Here is a 20445-nt window from a genome sequence, read left to right as displayed (position 1 = left end):
CGAACCTGTTTTCGCGTATGCTGCGCGGTATTGTGCGTCTCTTGGTAACTATCTGTTTTATAGCCGTCGCAGCTGCTGCAGTTTACCTAGGCGCTTCAGAGCTTAATCGTAGGGCAGATGCTGTTCCTTCACCGGAAGCGGCCGCAGTGACCCCTGTTTCAGCAACGCTCATCACGTCGGAGAGCGCTTACACGGTCGACCGTGTATTCATCGGACAAGTCGAACCTCAGCGTTCAGCGGATATCTCTTTCGAATTGAATGGTACGCTGGACCACATCCTGGTGGATGAGGGTGACGAGGTCGCTAAGGGCCAGCTTCTCGCAACACTGGACGTAGCTTTGTTGGAGGTCGAACGCGAAAGACTGTCAGCATCACGCGATGCCATTGCAGCCCAACTTGCATTCGCAAAGAAAACCGTCGAGCGAAACGCTAAACTCATCGAGCAAGGCTTTACCAGTCAGGCCCGCCTCGATGAGGCAGTTTCCCAGCAAGATGAATTGCTTTCCAGAATTGGTGAACTGGATGCGGGATTGCGCGACGTCACGGTACGGATCGCGAAATCTAGCATCGAGGCACCTTTTGCGGGTCAAATAACCGCTCGGCACGTGGACGGCGGAGAGACTTTGCGTTCGGGCCAGTTGGTTTTGGGAATAGTCGAGGTCGTGTCGCCGCAGGTCCGGATCGGTATCCCGCTCGACGTTGACCCTGCGTTGCTATCCGACGTTGAAATTAAAATAGAAGATCAAAGCTATAGGGCTGACCTTGCAACTTTGCGACCCGATATTGATCCGGTAACCCGAACCCGAACTGCGCTTTTCGATCTTAGGAACAGACCGGACGTTGCCTTCGGACAAACTGCCCGGGTGCATGTACTTGATCCCGTCCAGAACGCGGGAACCTGGGTGCCCACGACTTCACTTAAAGAGGGGACGCGCGGGCAATGGACGTTGCTGGTTGCCGACGCGCAGAAGACTGTGCGACTGACAACGGTCGAAGTGCTTCATGCCGAAGATGACCGTGTATTTGTGCGAGGCGTTTTTCCTGAAGGCACCGTCCTGATTGATCAAGGGCCGCAGCGCGTTACCGTCGGTCAGCGCGTCGATTTCAGCATTGGCGAGTGACGGAGCGACACGATGGAAACCCTTACCTTTCGCCATCCCCGGCTCGTCGCCCTCATAATTTTGGTGCTTGTATCTGCAGGCCTGTCTTCGTTCCTATCACTGGGGCGGCAGGAAGACCCAACGATTACCAACCTCTTCGCTACTGTTACGACGCAGTTCCCGGGTGCAGACCCTGAACGGGTCGAAGCGTTGGTTACTGCAGAAATCGAAGAAGAGCTTCGGAAAATCGCCGAGGTGGATGAAATCAGTTCTGTATCCCGCTCGGGCGTTTCGGTTGTTTCGGTGGAATTGCTCGAGACGCTGGACGAGGCCACGATTGAGCAGGTTTGGGCCGAGGCTCGGGATGCGGTTGAAGACGCTCGACAAAACTTTCCGAGTGGAGTCGGGCAGCCGGAAATCGATGCCGAGGGTATTTCTGCCTATTCTGCTGTTATCGCGGTCGCGGCCGAAGAGCCTGACTTTCCGATAACTTTGCTTTCGCGTCATGCCGAAGCGTTGGGTGACAGATTGCGCGCGATACCTGCTACGCGGGCAGTGGACTATTTCGGTCAGCCGGAAGAAGAGGTGCTCGTAAGTGTCGATATGGACAAGGCCGCTGCGCTTGGGCTTGGCGCCGCAGAAATTTCGCAGAGAATCGCCGAAGCAGATGGAAAGGTTCAGTCTGGGCGGTTGCAGTCCGATGTCGACCTGACCATAGGCATCAGCGGTGAAATTGAAACTCTGGACCGTATTAGGAGCATCGTCCTGCGTGAAAACGCGGAAGGTGCCGTTGTGCAGCTCGGAGATATTGCCAGCGTGGACCGTGGCGCGCGCGAACCGCAGTCTTCAATCGCGTTTGCCAACGGCAATCCGTCCGTTCTAGTCGGGGTACTGGCGCAGGATGGCGTACAGATCGACCGCTGGACCGGTTTTCTTCGGGATGAGCTTGAGGCCGGGACCGCATCGGTACCTTTGGGCATGAAGGAAATACTGCTGTTTGATCAAAGCCAGTACACGACGGATCGTTTGTCAGAGGTTGCGATCAACATGGCTATTGGCGTGGCTCTGGTCGTGGCTGTTTTGTTCATTACCTTGGGGGTGCGGGCAGCAGCGATTGTCGCTTTGGTGTTGCCGGTTGTCTCATTGGCAACTTTGGCAACAATGAACATGATTGGATTGCCAATTCATCAGATGTCCGTAACGGGTTTGATTGTTGCACTCGGTCTGCTGGTCGACGCAGCGATCGTAATGACCGATGAAATTCGGCGCCGTCTGCAGGATGGGATGGAACGGCTTGCGGCCGTGCGAGATGCTGTTCGCCGGTTGGCCACACCGTTGCTGGCGTCGACCGTGACAACGGCGCTTGCCTTCACGCCGATGATCTTGCTTCCGGGGCCCGCTGGCGACTTTGTCGGTGCTATCGCTATAGCCGTCGTGCTTATGCTTGTCTGGTCCTTGGTTGTGGCGTTGACAGTCACTCCAGCCGTTGCCGGCTGGTTACTATCCGATCGCCCTGACGCAGGAATGCTGAGCCGTGGTATCAGTATCCCACCGCTTGCCCGCTTGTTTGAGGCGTCAATTCGATTGTCCGTTGCTAATCCGGTGCGATCCATCGCGTTGGCATTGGTCTTGCCCGTGCTTGGCTTTGCGGCCTTTCCGACCCTGACTGCGCAGTTCTTTCCGGGCGTCGACCGAAACCAGTTCTATATCGAGGTCGACATGCCAGGTGGAACTTCAATCGCCACCACCGAAGCAACCGCGCGACAGATTGACGAAATCCTACTGGCCGATGATGGCGTCAAGAGTGTTTACTGGACTGTGGGTGAGTCTGGCCCGGCATTCTACTACAACATCGTTGGTAACCGTTCTCGCGAGCCTGGGTTTGCACAAGCCATGATCACGACCGACACGGCCGACGACGCTGCCCGCCTTGTTGGAGCGTTGCAGAACCGTCTAGATGTCGACTTTCCTGACGCCCAGATCATCGTTCGCAATCTTGTACAGGGCCCCCCAGTCGCCGCACCGGTTGAAGTCAAAATTCAGGGGCAGGACATCACGGTTTTACGCGATCTTGGCGACGAAGTGCGTTCGGTCATGGCCAATCTCGATTTGGTGACCCAGGCGCGTGCGAGTGTGAACGGAGGCAATCCCCAAATTCGGTTCGAGATTGATGAGGTCAAAGCCCGTCTGCTGGGGCTGGACGTAGCGGATATAGCTGGCCAGATGGACTCGGCGCTTGTGGGCATTACCGGCGGATCACTGATCGAAGGGACAGAACAACTGCCAGTACGCGTTCGCTTAGGCGACGAGGTACGATCAGATCTTAGCGCAATTGTCAGTATGCCGATCCTTTTGCCGAACGCTGCTGAAATATCTGCGATCGGAGTTTTTCCCGGCGTACCGTTGTCAGAACTAGCCCGGCCAGTGATCGAACCGGCCGAAAGCGTCATAACCCGAACGGATGGCACGCGCGAGAACACTTTACAGGCGTTTATAGTGCCCGGTGTTTTGCCTGAAGAAGCATTGCAGGACGTATTAGCAGCGCTTGACGCGTCGGAGTTTGATCTGCCGCAAGGCTACAAGATGACTTTAGGCGGCGACAGTGATGCTCGATCCAATGCCGTGGGTAATCTGCTCGCGTCCGTGGGTTTGATCGTAACACTTTCCATCGCGACCATCGTGCTAACCTTTAACTCGTTTCGCCTGACACTTGTGACCTTGGTCGTTTGCGTTCTGTCCGCAGGCCTTTCAATGTTGTCGCTGGCAGTTATGCAATTCCCATTTGGAATAAACGCGATAATTGGGGTCATTGGTTCAATCGGGGTTTCGATCAACGCTGCAATCATTATCTTGACCGGGTTGCAACAAGACCGGCAGGCCAGCCAGGGCGATCAGGCGGCCATGGCTCGCGTCGTTATTGGTTCCAGCCGTCACATTGTCTCGACCACGGTCACAACATTTGGCGGCTTCCTGCCTCTGATATTGGGCGGAGGTGCATTTTGGCCACCATTCGCCGTGGCAATCGCCGGAGGCGTTCTGTTGTCAACCGTTGTATCGTTTTACTTCACTCCACCCGTTTTCGCTTTGGTGTATCGAGGAACATTCAACAAAATAAATTCGGCCAATCACGACCATTCTGAGCCCTGCAATGATATTGTTGCACTTGTGGCGGAGTGAGGATTGAGTTGCCTTCTATAGGCGGGTTGTAATGCTTCGATGTGGTCGTTGTTCAACGCAAGCTTTCTAATCTGCTTCGTCTCGTAAGTGGACTATGCGCAATCTGCTTTTTCTAGGATCGACTGCACTTGGCTATCGCGGCGATAGCCGTTTTGAGCTCATCGGCGGCATACGTTGAGCTCTGCATGAGTGGCTTCTATGAGACAGCAAGCGGATCATCTGCTTTGCTTGAGCCTCGGTTTAAGCTCCGCCTGACATTAGGATCGGTGTGGTACATTTGGTGGTGGTTCCAAAAGAGTATTAAATATTGTTTATATTTAATAGTGCTTTAATGAATTAGTTATACTGCCTTCGTCTCCGCCATCAACACAGAATTTGTGTGCTCTTCCGCCTATTTTGATGGTTTCTTGTGGATCGAGTTGATCACAACACGACATTCCAACCCGCCCAGCACCTTTGATCTGCCCAGATCCAGCTTGGCTCCGTATGCGTTGAGCAAATCGACCGCAATCGCCAAACCTAGTCCCGTTCCAGCGACAGAGGTGTCTAGTCGCCCGCCTGATCGAAGAGCTTCGCGCCGGTCATCCTCGGGGATACCCGGTCCGTCGTCCTCGATATGAATTTCAATACTGTTCCTTTTGGCCATCGCCGAAACACGCACAGTTTGACGACACCATTTGACAGCGTTGTCCATCAAATTACCCAGGACTTCCTCGATGTCCTGGGGATCCATCCGTACCCAAAGGTTTTTTTGTCGGATGACTTCGAGCTCCTTGCCGTCACGTTCGGCCATGCGAGAAAACAGGCGCGACAACCGGTCCACCGAATTGGACAGATCTGCGCGCGAATGGCTAAGTTCGGCTGTGTTCATAGCCCTCATTCGTGCCAATGAACGACTGAGTTGAGCGTCTATCCTGTCCAGTGCTTCCTGCGCGGTGTCGATCGTGGCGCCATGTTCAGCAAGGCTGCTCAATTCATTGCGAAGGATCGCTGTCGGCGTCTTGAGCGCATGCGCGAGGTCGGCAGTTTGTCGACGCGACCCTGATACAATATCCCGATTACGCCTTGAAAGTTTGTTGAGGTCGTCGACCAATGGCGACACCTCATCAGGATAGTCGTCAGGCTTGAGCCCCTCATCCGTGTCCCAGCGATGCGCAACATCCGTGCGAAGTTTGCGAAGAGGGCCCATGATCGCAGACATCAAAAGCAAAGATCCGGCGACCCCAATCAGGCCCACCAGAGTAAACACCGGCAGCAGGCTGCGCTGCGCGGCCCGGCGCTCGGCAATGAGCTCGTTGCGACTCTCGGCTACACTGACGCCCCATACGGTTCCGTCCTCGTACGAGATTTCCTGATAGATACTGCGCAGGGCCTCACCTTCAGGGCCGGTTGTGTTCCAGAAGGTTGCGGACGCCGTGGCAACGACAGGTTCCGCGATGGTTTCATCGAACAGAGAAGCCGAGGTGAAAACCTCATCCCTTCCGTTGGTCACCTGCCAATACCGCCCTGAATAAGGTGTGCCATAGGCCGGATCGAACATCAGATCCTGCAATGCATCCGGGTTGTCTGTCGTGACACTCAGCCCGACAACGAGCTGCGTGTGGCGGTCACGCAGATTGGAGTCAAATTGATCCGAGACCCTTGAGTTGATGTAGGATAGAACTGCCAAAGTGCCCACCGCAACCGAGATGGCACCCGTGGCAACGCCGCCCAGCAGGGCTCGTTCCCGTAGTGACAGCATCAGGCGCTGTCGATCATATAGCCGCGCCCGCGTACGGTTTTGATCAGTTCGGGACCCAGCTTTTTTCGAAGACGTGTGATGAAGACAGCGATCGTGTTCGAATCCCGATCACCATCATATTCGTAAATATGCTCGGAAAGCTCGGTGCGCGAAATCAGACGGCCGCGGTTATGCGCCAGATAGGTCAGCACAGCGATTTCCTGTGCAGTCAGATCAACCGGAACATCTTTCGCGGTTACTCGTCCGTTTTTGGTATCCAGTGACACACCCCCCATCTCGATCAGGGGATTAAGCTGTCCGCTTTGTCGCCGTAGGATCGCACGCACTCTGGCTGCCAGCTCGGGCATATGGAAGGGTTTGGTCATGTAGTCGTCGGCGCCAGCATCCAGACCGTCGACCCGTTCGCTCCAGCCATCCCGTGCAGTAAGGATCAGCACTGGGGTCTTGACGCCGTTTGCGCGCCATTCCCGCAAAACCGAGATACCGTCCCGTTCCGGCAGACCGACGTCCAAAACGATCACGTCGTACGGTTCAGTTGATCCAAGATGAAGCGCCTCAAGCCCATTGTGGGCTACGTCCACAACCCGGCCTTCGGCGTTCAGAAGTTTTTTGATCTGAGCGCAAAGATGCGGCTCATCCTCTGCAAGCAATACTCTCATAGGTGAAAACTACAATGCTTCGGCGAAATGTTCATCGGTTATCTTCCGCGTCCGCCATTTCCGTTGCCGTTGCCGCCGGAGTTGCCACCGCCGCTGTTGCCACCGCCGGAGTTACCACCACCGCTGTTGCCACCGCCAGAGTTGCCGCCACCGCTGTTGCCACCACCGGAGTTACCGCCGCCGCTGTTGCCACCACCGGAGTTACCGCCGCCGGAGTTACCGCCGCCGGAATTGCCATTACCACCGGAATTGCCACCGCCGGAGTTGCCGTTGCCGCCGGAATTGCCATTACCATTGCCACCGGAGTTGCCTTTGCCGTTTCCACCGGCATTGTTGTTTCCGCTGTTGGCCCGGTTTCCAGCTTGGCTTTTGGAATTGGCCGATTTGCCGTTATTTGCCTGAGCCGCTTCTCGTATTTGCCGACCAACACTAGATCGATTCGACACGACAACGCCGGTCTGGGCATCGACAATAACACTTATAATGCTGCCGTTGGGTTTTTTGACCAGAATCCGGTAGTAGACCCTGTCCGTCTGAAACGCGCGTGCGTCCACAGGAGTGCCGCCAAACACTTTTTCAACGCCACGAATAACTCTTTTCAACCGAATTGCACTGCCAGTCTTTGTCGCCTGGCGTAACTCGGATTGCTTAAGTTCGCGCGCGTCAGCAAACCCCTCACCAGTCATGAGAAGGGTGGCAAAAAGCGTTACTGCTACAAGCTTTAACATCACGGTCACTGTCTTTGCGTAGATCATCCTAAAGATTAATTAATTCTATGTGAACTAGTGATGAACAAACAGTTTTTCGTGTGTTCAGTGTGCATCATGTCAAATGCAGTCAAAGGGGTGATTCTGCCTCTGGCGACTAAGTGGGGGCTGTCGTTCGGAATATTTCGATCCGCGAGGGCCAAAGTAAATGAACATGAAGATCAAGACGACAAACCTCCTGAAAGCTTCTGCTGTTGCCGTGGCCTTAGTTGGCTCTGCTGCTGTTGTTATGACGGTCGCGGTGCCTGAACCCGCCTTTGCCAAAGGGGGGCAAGGCAATGGCGGGGGCAACGGTGGCGGTAAAGGCAATGGCGGCGGTAACGGTGGAGAAAAAGGTAACAGCGGCAAAGGGAATGGCGGCCAAGGCGCAGGCAAAAATGATGGCGCAAAGGGTAAAGGGGGACTCAACCGTAGCGGTAAGAAAACCGCGGGGTCGGGAAGTAAGTCGCTTGGGGGAAAAGGCTTCTCTTTGAAGGATTTTTTCCAAGGCAATAAGTCGTCCAAGAAATCGTCCAAGTCCAGCCGTTCCGTATCCTCTGGCTCTCAGCAGAAAGATGCCGTGACCGAAGTGACAACATCTGTTCGGCCACAGGGCCGGAGCAAAAAGGTCAAAGCGTCCGAGCTTCTTCAGGCCCATCCTTCTGAACTTGGTGCCTTGAATGCGGCCAATGCCAGCCCGACAGCGTTGTTGAATGCCTCTCCGAATTCCCGTGTCGGCCGGATCGCAATCTATCGTGATACCGTGCTGGCAGGTTTTGCCCTCGAAGAGGATCTGGAAGAAGCGATCGAAACGCTTGCGGGCCTGGAACAGCCCGATCGTACAACCGATGAGATCGAAGATGCGCTTGATGAAGCGCAGCAAAATGTCGACGAGAAACAAGAGGTTGTCGACGGTCTGGAACAAGACCTGGCGGATGCCGGTGGTGAGGATGAAGCAATCGAAGAGGCGTTGGGCATTGCAGAAGCAGAGCTTGCGGAAGCCGTAAAGGAGGAGCAGGAAATTGCGGATGAGCTGCAGGATGCTGTCGACTACAACGATGCGGTTGCAGAAGTTGAAGATCTAACTGAGCAAGTTGAACAGCAGCCAGACCTGGAGCGTGAGGCGCTTGAAGATGCGGCGAACAAACCTGTAACCGACGAAGTGGAGGCGACGGTGCGAGCCATGCTCGGGCTCGAATAAGACATGATCTCATTGCCCTGAATCTCACGGAGGCAACGAGAGCCGGGCCAGCCTTTATCATCCACCTACAAAACATTGGCTGGCCCGGTAATCGACTAATGGATGTGAACTGAAGACGAAAAGGATCGCGCACCCGTACTCACTCTAGGCGCGAATTAAAGCCCGCTCTTATTATGAGCGGGCTTTTCCCTTTTTTGGGGCGAGCAGCGCCAGAATGTTGGTCCGAAATCACTTGGGCGCGGCGGGTTTATTTTCTTCCTGAAACCGCATTTCTCTGACGATGCCCGCAAGCGTAATGTTGATCGGAGGAAAACGTTCACGACCTCGCATTCCCACCGCAGGGCTGCTGCTGCACCTGACCGACTTAAATGTGTATCGCTCAACCGAAGACCACGGTGTTGCAATCAATATGGCAGACTTTGTCATTTTATTCCCTTTGCAGAATCTCGGGGCGACTAAGGTGTTCAGATTCAATTAATACGAATTGTGCCAAATCTTGATTGAATGAAGTGCGAATACATTATTCAACTTCCGTTAAAGTTGTTGCGAAAATGAGAACAACGCCACTTTAGTTCGCCGAATCGACGTAGCCGTTCCCAGCGTGGGCAAATAGGCTTTGGTTTTCGGGAGTTTTCCAATTGTTCCAGTCCGCCCCAAATACCGCAATTTTCAAGCTATTTTTTCAGAGTATTAATTGAAAATGAACCGATCAGGGGGATTCTCAACGCAGTATGAATTTATTTAACTAATTGTTATTGAACGACTATTTAGAGCCTTTTTCTGTAGAAAATATTCGTTAATTTTCAGTTCATTTCACATTCATTTATTGTAATCTAAACACCCGATTTGTGGCAAATTGGGGACAAAATCTCAGGCAATGGTGAAAAAAAATTACGTTGCCCCGGAGATTCAAATGCCCAGAATTCGGACTCGAAGACAACTGAACTCAATTTTAAGTGGTCCTTCTAAAAAGGGACGTTTCGCCACTGGCGAAGAAGGCGCTTTGACGATTTTTGCGCTTTTCGTCTTTCTCATGTTGTTGGCCGCGACGGGAATCGCAGTTGATGTCGCCAACTATGAGCGCGACCGCGTTAAGCTACAGTGGGTTCTTGACAATGCGGTGCTTGCCGCCGCCAACCTCGAGCAGACACTGCCACCAGAGGAAGTGGTTAATGCGCATCTGGCGGCGCAGGGGCTGTCGGAGTACCAAAGCTCAGTAGCTGTTCAAGAGGCGTTTCAGGACCGGACGGTCGCCGCAGCGATCGGGGCAGAATACGATACAAAATTCATGCGCCTGAGTGGTATCGACTCTATTCCTTTGGGTATCGGAGCCGCGGCCAATGAAGCTGCGCCCCATACCGAGATCTCATTGGTGCTGGATATTTCGGGCAGTATGGGCAGCAACAACCGTGTCGACTTGATGCAAGCTGCCGCCAAGGCGTTCATCACCAAAAGCCTTAGCCGAAATGAAGACCCCACTACGGGTACCAAGGCGGACAAGCAGACTTCGATCAATGTCATTCCTTTCGCGGGTCAAACAAACCCGGGGTCGACGATGTTCGAATACCTGGGTGGTGAACGGTTCGGCACGACCACAGAAGAGGGGTATTTCCCGACCTGGAAGCAGGATATTTCCAACGTTGTCTTCTGGTTTGACACCAGCGGCGACGGTTCACCGGATTACTCTGTAAAGATTGACAGCTTTCCGGACAACGACGTGGATGGTTTCGACAAAGACGACGTCGACACCTACTATTACTACGTCAAGGATTTCGCCATCGAGAACTCTGTCCTGACCGAAGACGCAGAACTGGTTGGTGCTTCGATCAAGGGTGGTAAGCAAGCAACCGAATACTACAGCATCACGGGTGACGTGGAAGCCAGCGAAACTAAATTCAACAATGTCGATGCTGAATTGCAGTTCAATGATTTCCACTCATACTACCAGACCATCCCGAACAATGAATCGTCCTGTCTGGAACTTTCATATTCCGATTTCATGACGTCGCAACTGCCATCCGGTTCGACCGAGCAGGTGCCGTACTTCGTGAATTGGGACTATGACGAGACCACGCAGAACTGGGGTTGGTGCCCGGATGACGAGATGAGCATCAAATACGCTCAGAACGACGAGGTCACTCTGCACAGCTTTATTGACAACCTGCGTCTGTTCGACGGCACCGGCACCAATTACAGCCTGAAATATGCGCTGGCTCTGCTGGACCCGTCCTCGCGCGATGCCTTTGCCTATCTCAGCACCATGGGTGAGGTTCCGGCTGAATTCGCGAACCGTCCCCTAAACTGGGATCATGAGGACACGTCGAAATACATCGTCCTCATGACCGACGGCCGGACCAGCCCGCAGGTTCGCCCTGCTGACGAAATGGAAGAAGAAAACGGTCTGACCGAGCTGGTCTCGCGCCCGTCCGAAGACACGACCATTACATCGTCACAGGTTACCAACTTGCAGCTGTTCAAACAGCAGTGTGAGCTGGCCAAGGCGAACAACGTGATCATCTACGCGGTTGCGTTTGAAACTTCAGATCAGGCGGCGGCCGAGGTCAAGTCATGCGCCTCGTCTCCTTCGCACTACTACGAGGTTACCGGCGAAGAGATCATCGACTCGTTCGTGTCGATTGCCGGTTCCATCCAGAAGCTGCGGCTGATTCAGTAACCATGCAAAAGGAGCACACGTGATGTGCTCCTTTTCGTTTTCCCTCTACCGCTCGGTTCCGAAAGGGCCGGGCGATTTTTTTGCTTTAGCCCAGCAGTATGGCGGTTGGGGCTTTGTCGCAGTCCCAAATCACTGCGCGCTTAAAGCTGGCGCAAGGCAAACCAAAATTCGGCACATCCAGTACGTGCGCACGGTGCTGAATTTCGAAGCGTGAGGCGCGGAATAGGGTCGTTCAGGAATAGCCCAAGACTTTACGGGCGACGCGGAAACATTCCAGAGCCTGTGGAACGCCGCAATAGATACCGATGACATGGATGATGGCGCGGATCTCTTCTGGTGAAACACCGTTGTTGATCGCGCCTTTGCAGTGAATTTCCCACTCATGCATTTTGCCCAGGGCGCCGATCATCGACAGGTTCATCATCGACCGTGTTTTGGCGTCGATGACATCATCACCCCACCCAAAGCCCCAGCACCATGCTGTCATTGCTTCTTGGAATGGGCGGGTGAAGTCGTCAGCCGCCGCGAGGTTCTTTTCGACATATTCTGCGCCAAGAGTGTTTTTGCGTTGTTCCAGGCCTTTCAGAAACAGATCTTCGTTGAACAGGTCTGACATTTTCACCTCTGAAGTTTTGTTTGTACGCTAAGCGCCGGGCTAAGAAAATTCGACGTATTTTCCTAGCCTTTAGGCAGGTCAGCCATCAATGGCGTCGCGCATCCATTGTTGCAACCGTGCGATTGAATGTTCGGACATAACCCCACAGCCGGGATCCAGCACCAGCGGTCCGGGGCGATAGCCGCGGGATTTCAGGCCGCGGTGGACGGATTCGACCAGACGGATATCCTCTTCGACCGTTGTCTCGCGGTCTTGCACGGCCAGTTGGCGGATGACGGCGCTTTCCGATCCGCCCTCGGTGTACCAGCCGCGCCAGACGGTGCAGTGATCGGCGTCATTCGCGCGCCAGTGATAGGTGTTCAGTACGTTACCCGGATAGCACTGGAACGAGAACATCGGCCACAGGAACCACGACTGGTAGTCGCCCGCGTGAGGCACGGACATGTCGATCGGATAGGTCATCTTGTCGAGGCTCTGGCATTCCGTCGTATGGCGCAGGACATAGCCGCCGCTGGCGTCGGGCTGAATGTCATAGGTCTCGGGCTTGACGACGCCTTCGGCAAAGGTCGGGTGGTTGGTCGGGCAGTGATAGCATTCCGAGTAGTTCTCGATACTGACCTTCCAGTTGCAGTGTTCCGGAATCTCGACCCATTCCAGCGGTTCCAGATCGTCGATATGCGGAACAAAGGCGCGGATTTCTTCCCGCACGCCAGGGTACCATTCGTCCATGGGCGCGGCGTCATCGTCGAGGTTGACGAAGATGAAACCGTTGAAGACTTCGGTCCGCACCGAGGTCAGGCAGATCGCGCTGCGGTCGAAACCGGGAACCGACTTGATATTCGGGCCGGCGCGCAAATGGCCCGTCAGTTCATAGGTCCAGGAATGATAGGGGCAGACGACAACGCGCGTGTTGCCCGCGCCACTGACCATCTCGTGCGCGCGGTGTTGGCAGACGTTATAGAATGTGCGGATTTCTCCGTCACGCCCGCGAATACAGAAGAGGTTCTGGCCTGCAATTTCGAACGCGAAGTAATCTCCCGGTTCGCGCACCTGCGCCACATGGCCCGCGAATTGCCAGGTTCTGGCGAGCAGCCCCTGCATTTCCTGCGCGAAAATCGTGGGGTCGGTATAGTATCGCGCGTCCAGTGAATGGGTCAGGGGGGCATTCATTCGGGCTCCTCCGCGTAGATGCCAAGCTGGTGTCTGCGTTGATGAAACCGTTCCACACGTTCGACGATTTCGTCGCTGGCGACGGCGATCACGAAGGACAGCAACGTCTCCAGCAGCGCGATGGTCGAGACAGAGGACGGGAAAAATTGCGGTGTGTCGGCAGCAATGACAAAGCCATGATGCGCATTAAGGATCACCGGGCTGGCGGGGCTGTCGGATATACTGACCACGGTCACCCCTTGTTCGCGGGCTAGTTTGACGGCCTCGATGACTTCAGTGCGATAGGGGTGGCAGGTCATCGCGATCAGGACGTCTTGGTCGTCAGCCCAGGCCAGATCATCCACTGGCGTCGATCCCGGGCGCGGTATGGCGTGGAATTGCTTCATCCCCGTCGAGGCGAGATAGGTGAAATTCCTTGCATTGGCGTTATTTACGCCGACGCCAAGCGTGAAAATCTGACGGCAATTCCAGATATCATCGGCCGCTGCTTTCAGGCGTGTCGCGTCGATTCCGGCAAAGGTCTCTTCGATATTGCGTATTGTTGCACCGATCATATCCGCGTACAGGCCGCCCAGCTCTCCGGACTTGCCGATTTCTTGCAGCCACTTGGCCCGATCAGGAAACGAGACATTCCCGCGCCGAATCGCGTCGCGGAACGGGGCGCGGAAATCCTCGTACCCTTCGAACCCCACCTGCCGTGCCATGCGGACAAAAGTGTTGGGCTTGACCTTGGCGGCTTCGGCGATTTCGCGCACGGTCGAAACCCCAACATCCGTGGGGTTTTCCAGCACATAGCGTGCAGCCTTTTGCGCCTCGGGCGTCAGCGCCTCCCATTCCTCCGTAAGGCGGTCGAGAACGATTGATGATACATTTGTGTCATTCATGATTGACGATGGTACAAATGTGGAATTAGCCTGTCGAGCAGAAAAGCGACTCGGGAAGAGGAAATGTCATGTCCGAGAAGAAATTGCCCACCCACGCCCTCGTGGTCATTGTCGGAGGCGGCGTCATGGGGGTCGGTCTGGCCTATCATCTGGCGCATGAAGGGTGGGGCGAGGATACCGTCCTGCTGGAAAAGGCGGAACTGACCAGCGGCAGCACGTGGCACGCGGCGGGCCAGATCACGCATTCGACCTCAAGCTTTGGGCTGGGCAAATGCGTGGACTACAATATCGGTCTCTATTCCGGGGCGCTGGAGGCAGAGACTGGTCAACCGGTGACATGGCACGGCTGCGGCTCGTTTCGCCTGGCCTATACCGAGGATGAGATGGACTGGCTGCGCCATACCCTGTCGGTGGGGCGGTCGCTGGGTTTCAATATCGAACTGGTTGGGCCTGAGAAGGTGGCCGAACTGCATCCGTTCTATAACTTGGACGGTGTTCTGGGCGCGCTGCACACGCCGGATGACGGGCATGTGGACCCGACCAATGTGACCATGGCGATGGCTGCCGGCGCGCGCCAGAAGGGGGTGCAAATCTTCCGCAACTGCCGCGCCACCAACATCACGCAGGCCGGCAACGGTGAGTGGGTGGTTGAGACCGAGATGGGCACCATCACCTGCGAGCATGTGGTGAATGCGGGCGGCACCTATGCCCGTCAGATGGGTGAATGGTCGGGGCTGCAACTGCCGATGACCTCGATGACGCACCATTATTTCGTGACCGAACCGGTGCCCGAGTTTCAGAATCTGGACACCGAACTGCCGGTGATCCGCGATGACCGCAAGGTCTCGGGCTATATCCGGATGGAGCAAAATCGCGGGTTGATCGGGATTTATGAGAAAGAGAACCCGAACTCGGTCTGGCATGATCACTGCCCCTGGGAATACGAAAACTGGCTGTTCGATGCGGACTACGACCGGGTGATGCCGTGGCTGGAGGAAAGCCTGAACCGCATGCCGATCTTTGCCGAACTGGGCATTCAGCGTGACGTGCACGGTGCGATTTCGCATCCGCCGGACGGGAACCCTCTGATCGGGCCTGCGCCGGGCGTGCGGAATTATTGGTGCTGCTGCGGCACGCAGATCGGCATTGGCTGGGGGCCGGGCCTGACGCGTGAGCTGGCGCGCTGGATGGTGCATGGTGCTGCCGATATCTCGATGCGCGAATTCGATCCGCGCCGGTTCGGCAGCTATGCCACGAAGGACTGGCAGGTGATCAAGGCCGAGGAAGACTATTGCCTGCGCCACGAAATCCCCTTTCCGCATTTCAATCGGTTGGAGGGGCGTCCGATCAAGCCATCGCCGCTGTACGAACTGCTAAACTCCAAAGGCGCGGTGCATGAGGAAGTCTATGGGTTCGAGCGCCCCCGCTGGTTCGCCCGCGATGGGGTGGAACAGCGCGACCACTATTCCTTCCGCCGTACCCCTGCCGATGACATGGTCGCGGCCGAGGTCAAAGCGGTCCGCGAACGCGTCGGCATCATGGACGTCACCGCCTTTACCAAGGTCGAGGTTTCGGGGCCGGATGCCTACGCCCTGCTGGATCGGCTGACGGCCAACCGGATGCCGCAAAAAGTGGGCTCGATCACGCTGACCCATATGCTGAACCGCCGGGGCCGGATCGAGTTGGAGACAACCATCGTCCGCATGGCCGAAAACCGCTTCTATCTGGTTTGCGCCGCGTTCTTCGAACAGCGCTTGCTGGATCACCTGACGCAACAGCGGGCAGAGGAGGATGTTCAGATTGCCGCCCTCTCGTCCGATTGGTCGGCCTTGTCGTTGAACGGTCCACGGTCGCGGGACGTGCTGGCGCGCTGCACCGATGCCGATTTGACCAATGCCGGGTTCCGCTGGTTGTCCGCGCAGGAAATCACAATCGCAGGCCACAAGGTCTGGGCGTTCCGCATGTCCTATGCCGGGGAACTGGGCTGGGAATTGCATATGCCCAATGCTGCTTGCCTCGACGTTTACACCGCACTTTGGGCTGCGGGTGAGCCGCATGGCATCGCCGACTACGGCAGCTTTGCCATGAACGTGATGCGGATGGAGAAAGGCTTCAAAGGTGCGGGCGAGTTAACCAATGAAGTGACATTGGCCGAGGCGGATGTGCTGCGCTTTGCGCGCGCCGACAAGGAGTATCTGGGCAAGGACAAAACCCTGAACACCGACCTTCCGTGGATTTGCGCTTATCTGGAAATCGAACAGGATGGCGAGATTGACGGCCATGGTGGCGAGGCAGTGATGCTGAATGGTCGCGTGGTCGGCTCGACCGCCTCGGTGGTCTACGGGCATACCGTCGGCAAGATCCTCGCCTTTGCCTATATCAAGCCCGAGGCCGCCACGCCCGGCACCGCATTGCAGGTCGTGATCCACGGTCAATCCCGTGCAGCGCGGGTGCTGGGCGAACCGGCCTATGATCCGCAAAGCCTGCTGCCTCGCGCTGACGCCGTACTGGAGGCCGCGCAATGACTCTGCCTGATACAATGAAAGCCATGGTCACGATGGGCCATGGCGGGTTGGAGCAGATGGTGCTTCACCCGGACTGGCCTCGCCCCGAACCTGCGGCCCATGAAGTGCTGATCAAGGTCGCCGCCTGCGGTCTGAACAACACAGATGTGAACACGCGGTCGGGTTGGTATTCCAAGACAGTCACCGACGCGACAACCGGCGGCGCGTTTGATGAGGTGGGTGAGGAAGACCCCACCTGGGGCGGCAACCCGATCACCTTTCCGCGCATCCAGGGGGCGGATATCTGCGGCCATATCGTTGCCGTCGGCGCGGGCGTCGATCCCGCCCGCATCGGTCAGCGTGTGATCACAGATGGCTGGCTGCGCGACCCGGATGACCCCGGAAATATGGACAAAACCGGCTATTACGGCTCGGAGCGGGACGGAGGGTTTGCCGAATATGCCACCACTCTGGCCGTGAATGCGGTGCCGATCACCTCCGATCTGTCGGATGCGGAATTGGCGACGTTTTCTTGCTCCTACTCAACCGCCGAAGGGATGCTGACCCGCGCCAATGTCACCGAGAAAGACACGGTTCTGGTGCCCGGAGCCTCGGGCGGTGTCGGCGGCGCCTTGGTGCAACTGGCCAAACGGCGTGGCGCGCGCGTTATCGCAATGGCGTCCGAGGCGAAACATGCCGACGTCGCCGAGCTTGGTCCTGACATGATCTTGCCGCGCGCACCGGAAAACCTGCGCAAAGTGCTGGACGGTGAAAAGATCACGGTGGTCGCAGATGTGGTCGGCGGCTCCTACTGGCCGTCCCTGATCGACATCCTCGAGCGCGGCGGAAGGTACACCTGCTCCGGAGCCATCGCGGGCCCGATGGTTGAGTTCGACTTGCGCACCTTCTATTTGCGCGACCTGACCTTCACCGGCTCGACTGTCATCGACCCGCAGGTAATGCAGAACCTCGTGAAATATATCGAGGCGGGTGAGATCAAACCGGCTCTTGCCGCGACTTATCCTCTGGAGGAGCTGCGCGAGGCGCAGGCGGCTTTCATCGCCAAGCAGCACACTGGCAATATCGTGGTGATCCCATGACATTGGATGATGTGCTGAACGCCGCGCGACAGCTGCACCAAACGCATCCTGATCTGGCTGCGTTCGGCGATTGGCCAGATGATCTGTGCGCCGTTGACGTGTCGCCAAACGCGATCCCGGCGGTTCCTCTCGTGCAGGCGATCCAGTCCGGTGCGGGGCCGACTCAAGCCCTTACGAAGGCGATCTGCGCAACCGCGCATCTCGCCGATTGGAAGCTGACTTACACCGAAGACGAAGTCGGTGCCGACTTCCTGAACCGTTTTGGCTATTATGAACTGCTCGGTCCCACGGGCCATTTCCACTCGACAAAGCTGCGGGGCTACGTGGCTTTTTGGGGCGAGGGGTTGGTCTATGATTGGCACAGCCATCAGGCCGAGGAACTTTACCTCATCGCCGCGGGTCGGGCGAGGTTTAGGGTCGAAGGTAATGACGCCGAACTAACACCCAACCAAACCCGGCTGCACACCAGTTGGCAAAGCCACGCAATGACAACCACCGACAGCCCCATCCTGACCTACGTGCTGTGGCGCGGCGAAGGGTTGGATGCCTTGCCCCGAATGGACGCCGCATGAAAATCACCCGCATCCGCATCTATCAGACCGGGCTGCCCTATGTCGGCGGGGCCTACGTTTGGGGTGCGGGCAATGCGATTGAGTCGGCCATCGCCTCGGTTGTGGTGATCGACACCGATGCTGGGTTGCAGGGCTGTGGTGAGTTCACACCCTGCGGCGAAAACTACATGGTCGCGCATTCCCAAGGCGTGCCAGCGCTGGCGCGTCTGGTGGCCCCATTTCTGCTGGGTGAGGACCCCCGGCAGGTTGGGCGGATCGAACAGCTGATGGACCATCTGGTGCAGGGGCACGGCTATGCCAAAGCACCGTTTGATGCAGCCTGTTGGGATATTCTGGGGCAAGCCTGCGCGCAGCCCATCTGGATGTTGCTGGGCGGCAAGCTTACGGATGGTGCCCCGATGTATCGGGTGGCGCCGCAAAAGGCAGTGGATGAGACCGTGGCCGAGATGAAAACCTATCGCGATCAGGGTTACCGCCAGTTCCAGATCAAGGTGGGCGCAGATTGGGCCACGGACATCGACCGCATCAGGGCCACGGTCCCTTTGCTACAACCGGGTGAGACCGCCATGGCCGACGCCAATCAGGGCTGGCGCGTGGACAACGCGATCCGGGTGGCTCGGGCGACGCGCGACCTGGACTTTATCCTCGAACAACCCTGCAGAACGTACGAGGAATGCCAGCAGGTTCGCCGCGTGGCCGAACAGCCGATGAAGCTGGACGAATGCCTGACCGGAATGCACATGGCGCAGCGTATCGTCGCGGATCGGGGGGCCGAGATCTGCTGCCTGAAGCTTTCCAATCTTGGCGGGCTTAGCAAGGCGCGACGGGTGCGTGACTATCTGATTGAAAACCGTATTCCCGTGGTGGCCGAGGATACATGGGGCGGCGAAATCTCCACTGCCACCGTCGCCCATTTTGCCGCCTCCACGCCCGAGGAATACCTGCAAAACACCACAGACCTGATGAACTACAACACCCGCTCGACCGGATGCGGCGGGGCTGTGTCGCGAAACGGCAAGCTCTACACGCCAGATGCGCCAGGTTTAGGTGTCACCCCGGATTTCAAAAGCCTCGGTGCGCCCGTGGCAGAGTACGCGCTATGAAGATCAAAACCATCACCGTCTACCAAATCGACCTGCCGCTCGAGCATCCCTATTGGCTGTCTGGCGGGCGTTTGAAATTCGAAACGTTGGACGCAACGCTGGTGAAGATTGAAACCGATACTGGCTTGATCGGCTGGGGCGAGGGCACGCCCTGGGGCCATACCTATGTGCCGGCCCACGGTCCGGGTATCCGTTCGGGAATCGAGACCATGGCCCCGTTTATTCTGGGCCTGGATCCGCGCCGCGTGCTTGATGTGGAACGCGCCATGGATACGGCGCTGCCCGGCCACCTCTATGCCAAAAGTCCGATCGACATGGCCTGTTGGGACATCGCCGGGCAAGCAGCGGGCCTGCCAATTGCTGATCTGATGGGCGGCGGTTCCCGCACCCCACGCCCGATTGCCTCGTCCGTCGGTGCCAAAACCGCTGAAGAAACGCGCGAGGTGATGACCCGCTATCGCGACCGTGGTTACATCGCCCATTCGGTCAAAATCGGCGGAGACGTCGAACGCGACATAGCCCGCGTTCAAGATGTTAAAAGCTTCCGCCGCCCCGGCGAGATTGTTCTTTATGACGTGAACCGGGGCTGGACTCGCCAACAGGCGCTGCGCGTGATGAAGGCCTGCGAGCCTTTGCAGGTGATCTTCGAACAACCCTGCGAATCCCTAGACGACATCGCCGCCATCTCGGGTCGCCACGCCTCACCCGTCTCAGTGGACGAAAGCCTCGTCACCCTGCAAGACGCCACCCGCATCGCGCGCGACGGTCTTGCCGAGGTCTTTGGCATCAAGCTAAACCGCGTCGGCGGCCTGACCAAGGCAGCCCGAATGCGCGATATTGCGCTGGCCCACGGGATCGACATGTTTGTCATGGCCACCGGAGGCACCGTTCTTGCCGATACCGAGGCCTTGCATCTGGCCGCCACCATCCCCGATCAGAACTGCCATGCCGTCTGGGCCTGCCAGGATATGATCACCATCGACATCGCCAACGGTCGCGGTCCCCGCAACAATAACGGACACCTCCACCTGCCCGAAACCCCGGGCCTTGGCGTCCACCCCGACGAAGACACCCTCGGCCTCCCAATCGCAACCTACGAGGCCCCGTGATGATCCGCCCCTTCATCTGGCTAGAAATATCTCGGGGTGTGAATTGGCCGAAGGCCAAGATGGGGGCTGGCCCCTCTGACTGCACAACA

General features: G+C 56.8%; 15 protein-coding genes. 9 read left to right on the top strand and 6 right to left on the bottom strand.

What is annotated here, in order from left to right; translation table 11 throughout:
• Positions 1 to 146: 146 nt before the first annotated feature.
• Entirely contained in the window at positions 147 to 1121 is a 975-nt protein-coding gene (locus tag GOW48_RS05405; RefSeq protein ID WP_170751989.1) for an efflux RND transporter periplasmic adaptor subunit, read from the top strand.
• A gap of 12 nt (positions 1122 to 1133) precedes the next feature.
• Positions 1134 to 4277, top strand: coding sequence for an efflux RND transporter permease subunit (locus tag GOW48_RS05400; RefSeq protein ID WP_170751987.1), 3144 nt, complete (start codon positions 1134 to 1136; stop codon positions 4275 to 4277).
• A gap of 391 nt (positions 4278 to 4668) precedes the next feature.
• On the opposite strand, the gene GOW48_RS05395 is transcribed toward GOW48_RS05400, so the two are convergent.
• Genes GOW48_RS05395 through GOW48_RS22300 form a run of 3 tightly spaced genes read right to left on the bottom strand, consistent with a single transcriptional unit; the run spans position 4669 to position 7405 of the window.
• Positions 4669 to 6018 carry a sensor histidine kinase gene (locus GOW48_RS05395; RefSeq protein WP_170751985.1) on the bottom strand — a complete coding sequence of 450 codons (1350 nt, stop codon included), beginning with the start codon at positions 6016 to 6018 and terminating at the stop codon, positions 4669 to 4671.
• Complete coding sequence (locus GOW48_RS05390) at positions 6018 to 6677, bottom strand: response regulator transcription factor (RefSeq protein ID WP_170353643.1); 660 nt, start codon at positions 6675 to 6677, stop codon at positions 6018 to 6020. The genes GOW48_RS05395 and GOW48_RS05390 overlap by 1 nt, the downstream gene beginning before the upstream one ends.
• A gap of 38 nt (positions 6678 to 6715) precedes the next feature.
• On the bottom strand, positions 6716 to 7405 hold the full coding sequence (locus GOW48_RS22300; RefSeq protein WP_214648655.1) for a PepSY domain-containing protein: 690 nt from the start codon (positions 7403 to 7405) through the stop codon (positions 6716 to 6718).
• Positions 7406 to 7592: 187 nt separating this feature from the next.
• On the opposite strand from GOW48_RS22300, the gene GOW48_RS05380 reads away from it, so the two are divergent.
• Together GOW48_RS05380 and GOW48_RS05375 are read left to right on the top strand one after the other, a co-directional pair.
• The gene (locus GOW48_RS05380; protein ID WP_170353642.1) at positions 7593 to 8624 is read left to right on the top strand and encodes a hypothetical protein; all 1032 of its coding nucleotides are present in this window, start codon (positions 7593 to 7595) and stop codon (positions 8622 to 8624) included.
• A gap of 1003 nt (positions 8625 to 9627) precedes the next feature.
• Positions 9628 to 11298, top strand: coding sequence for a pilus assembly protein TadG-related protein (locus tag GOW48_RS05375; RefSeq protein ID WP_170756382.1), 1671 nt, complete (start codon positions 9628 to 9630; stop codon positions 11296 to 11298).
• Between the two features lie 232 nt (positions 11299 to 11530).
• On the opposite strand, the gene GOW48_RS05370 is transcribed toward GOW48_RS05375, so the two are convergent.
• The 3 genes from GOW48_RS05370 to GOW48_RS05360 form a co-directional block, all read right to left on the bottom strand.
• Positions 11531 to 11914 (bottom strand): carboxymuconolactone decarboxylase family protein, encoded by a 384-nt coding sequence (locus tag GOW48_RS05370; RefSeq protein WP_170353640.1) that lies wholly within the window; start codon positions 11912 to 11914, stop codon positions 11531 to 11533.
• 78 nt (positions 11915 to 11992) lie between these two features.
• Entirely contained in the window at positions 11993 to 13084 is a 1092-nt protein-coding gene (locus GOW48_RS05365) for an aromatic ring-hydroxylating oxygenase subunit alpha (protein WP_170751981.1), read from the bottom strand.
• Positions 13081 to 13968 (bottom strand): MurR/RpiR family transcriptional regulator, encoded by an 888-nt coding sequence (locus GOW48_RS05360; RefSeq protein WP_170751979.1) that lies wholly within the window; start codon positions 13966 to 13968, stop codon positions 13081 to 13083. Before GOW48_RS05360 ends, GOW48_RS05365 begins: the two co-directional genes overlap by 4 nt.
• Before the next feature lie 68 nt (positions 13969 to 14036).
• Here GOW48_RS05360 and GOW48_RS05355 point away from each other — a divergent pair, with 68 nt between their 5' ends.
• Genes GOW48_RS05355 through GOW48_RS05335 form a run of 5 tightly spaced genes read left to right on the top strand, consistent with a single transcriptional unit; the run spans position 14037 to position 20356 of the window.
• Positions 14037 to 16493, top strand: coding sequence for an FAD-dependent oxidoreductase (locus tag GOW48_RS05355; RefSeq protein ID WP_170751977.1), 2457 nt, complete (start codon positions 14037 to 14039; stop codon positions 16491 to 16493).
• Positions 16490 to 17572, top strand: a complete 1083-nt coding sequence (locus GOW48_RS05350) for an alcohol dehydrogenase family protein (RefSeq protein WP_234899369.1) — start codon at positions 16490 to 16492, stop codon at positions 17570 to 17572. Before GOW48_RS05355 ends, GOW48_RS05350 begins: the two co-directional genes overlap by 4 nt.
• Positions 17569 to 18144, top strand: a complete 576-nt coding sequence (locus tag GOW48_RS05345; protein WP_170751975.1) for a dimethylsulfonioproprionate lyase family protein — start codon at positions 17569 to 17571, stop codon at positions 18142 to 18144. Before GOW48_RS05350 ends, GOW48_RS05345 begins: the two co-directional genes overlap by 4 nt.
• Positions 18141 to 19247: a mandelate racemase/muconate lactonizing enzyme family protein gene (locus tag GOW48_RS05340; RefSeq protein ID WP_170751973.1), complete on the top strand. Its 1107-nt coding sequence runs from the start codon at positions 18141 to 18143 to the stop codon at positions 19245 to 19247. Before GOW48_RS05345 ends, GOW48_RS05340 begins: the two co-directional genes overlap by 4 nt.
• A complete protein-coding gene (locus GOW48_RS05335; protein ID WP_170751970.1) occupies positions 19244 to 20356 on the top strand; it encodes a mandelate racemase/muconate lactonizing enzyme family protein in 1113 nt (370 codons plus the stop codon). The genes GOW48_RS05340 and GOW48_RS05335 overlap by 4 nt, the downstream gene beginning before the upstream one ends.
• Positions 20357 to 20445: the final 89 nt, after the last annotated feature.

The sequence above is a fragment of the Ruegeria lacuscaerulensis genome, assembly GCF_013033355.1.
Classification (GTDB): domain Bacteria; phylum Pseudomonadota; class Alphaproteobacteria; order Rhodobacterales; family Rhodobacteraceae; genus Ruegeria; species Ruegeria lacuscaerulensis_A.
This window is presented reverse-complemented; position numbering and strand designations above follow the sequence as displayed.

Bases quoted from the DNA above. Each gene is read 5' to 3' on its own strand.
- GOW48_RS05400 (WP_170751987.1), top strand. From the start codon at position 1,134: ATGGAAACCCTTACCTTTCGCCATCCCCGGCTCGTCGCCCTCATAATT.
- GOW48_RS05395 (WP_170751985.1), bottom strand. From the start codon at position 6,018: ATGCTGTCACTACGGGAACGAGCCCTGCTGGGCGGCGTTGCCACGGGT.
- GOW48_RS05390 (WP_170353643.1), bottom strand. From the start codon at position 6,677: ATGAGAGTATTGCTTGCAGAGGATGAGCCGCATCTTTGCGCTCAGATC.
- GOW48_RS22300 (WP_214648655.1), bottom strand. From the start codon at position 7,405: ATGTTAAAGCTTGTAGCAGTAACGCTTTTTGCCACCCTTCTCATGACT.
- GOW48_RS05380 (WP_170353642.1), top strand. From the start codon at position 7,593: ATGAACATGAAGATCAAGACGACAAACCTCCTGAAAGCTTCTGCTGTT.
- GOW48_RS05370 (WP_170353640.1), bottom strand. From the start codon at position 11,914: ATGTCAGACCTGTTCAACGAAGATCTGTTTCTGAAAGGCCTGGAACAA.
- GOW48_RS05365 (WP_170751981.1), bottom strand. From the start codon at position 13,084: ATGAATGCCCCCCTGACCCATTCACTGGACGCGCGATACTATACCGAC.
- GOW48_RS05360 (WP_170751979.1), bottom strand. From the start codon at position 13,968: ATGAATGACACAAATGTATCATCAATCGTTCTCGACCGCCTTACGGAG.
- GOW48_RS05355 (WP_170751977.1), top strand. From the start codon at position 14,037: ATGTCCGAGAAGAAATTGCCCACCCACGCCCTCGTGGTCATTGTCGGA.
- GOW48_RS05350 (WP_234899369.1), top strand. From the start codon at position 16,490: ATGACTCTGCCTGATACAATGAAAGCCATGGTCACGATGGGCCATGGC.
- GOW48_RS05345 (WP_170751975.1), top strand. From the start codon at position 17,569: ATGACATTGGATGATGTGCTGAACGCCGCGCGACAGCTGCACCAAACG.
- GOW48_RS05340 (WP_170751973.1), top strand. From the start codon at position 18,141: ATGAAAATCACCCGCATCCGCATCTATCAGACCGGGCTGCCCTATGTC.
- GOW48_RS05335 (WP_170751970.1), top strand. From the start codon at position 19,244: ATGAAGATCAAAACCATCACCGTCTACCAAATCGACCTGCCGCTCGAG.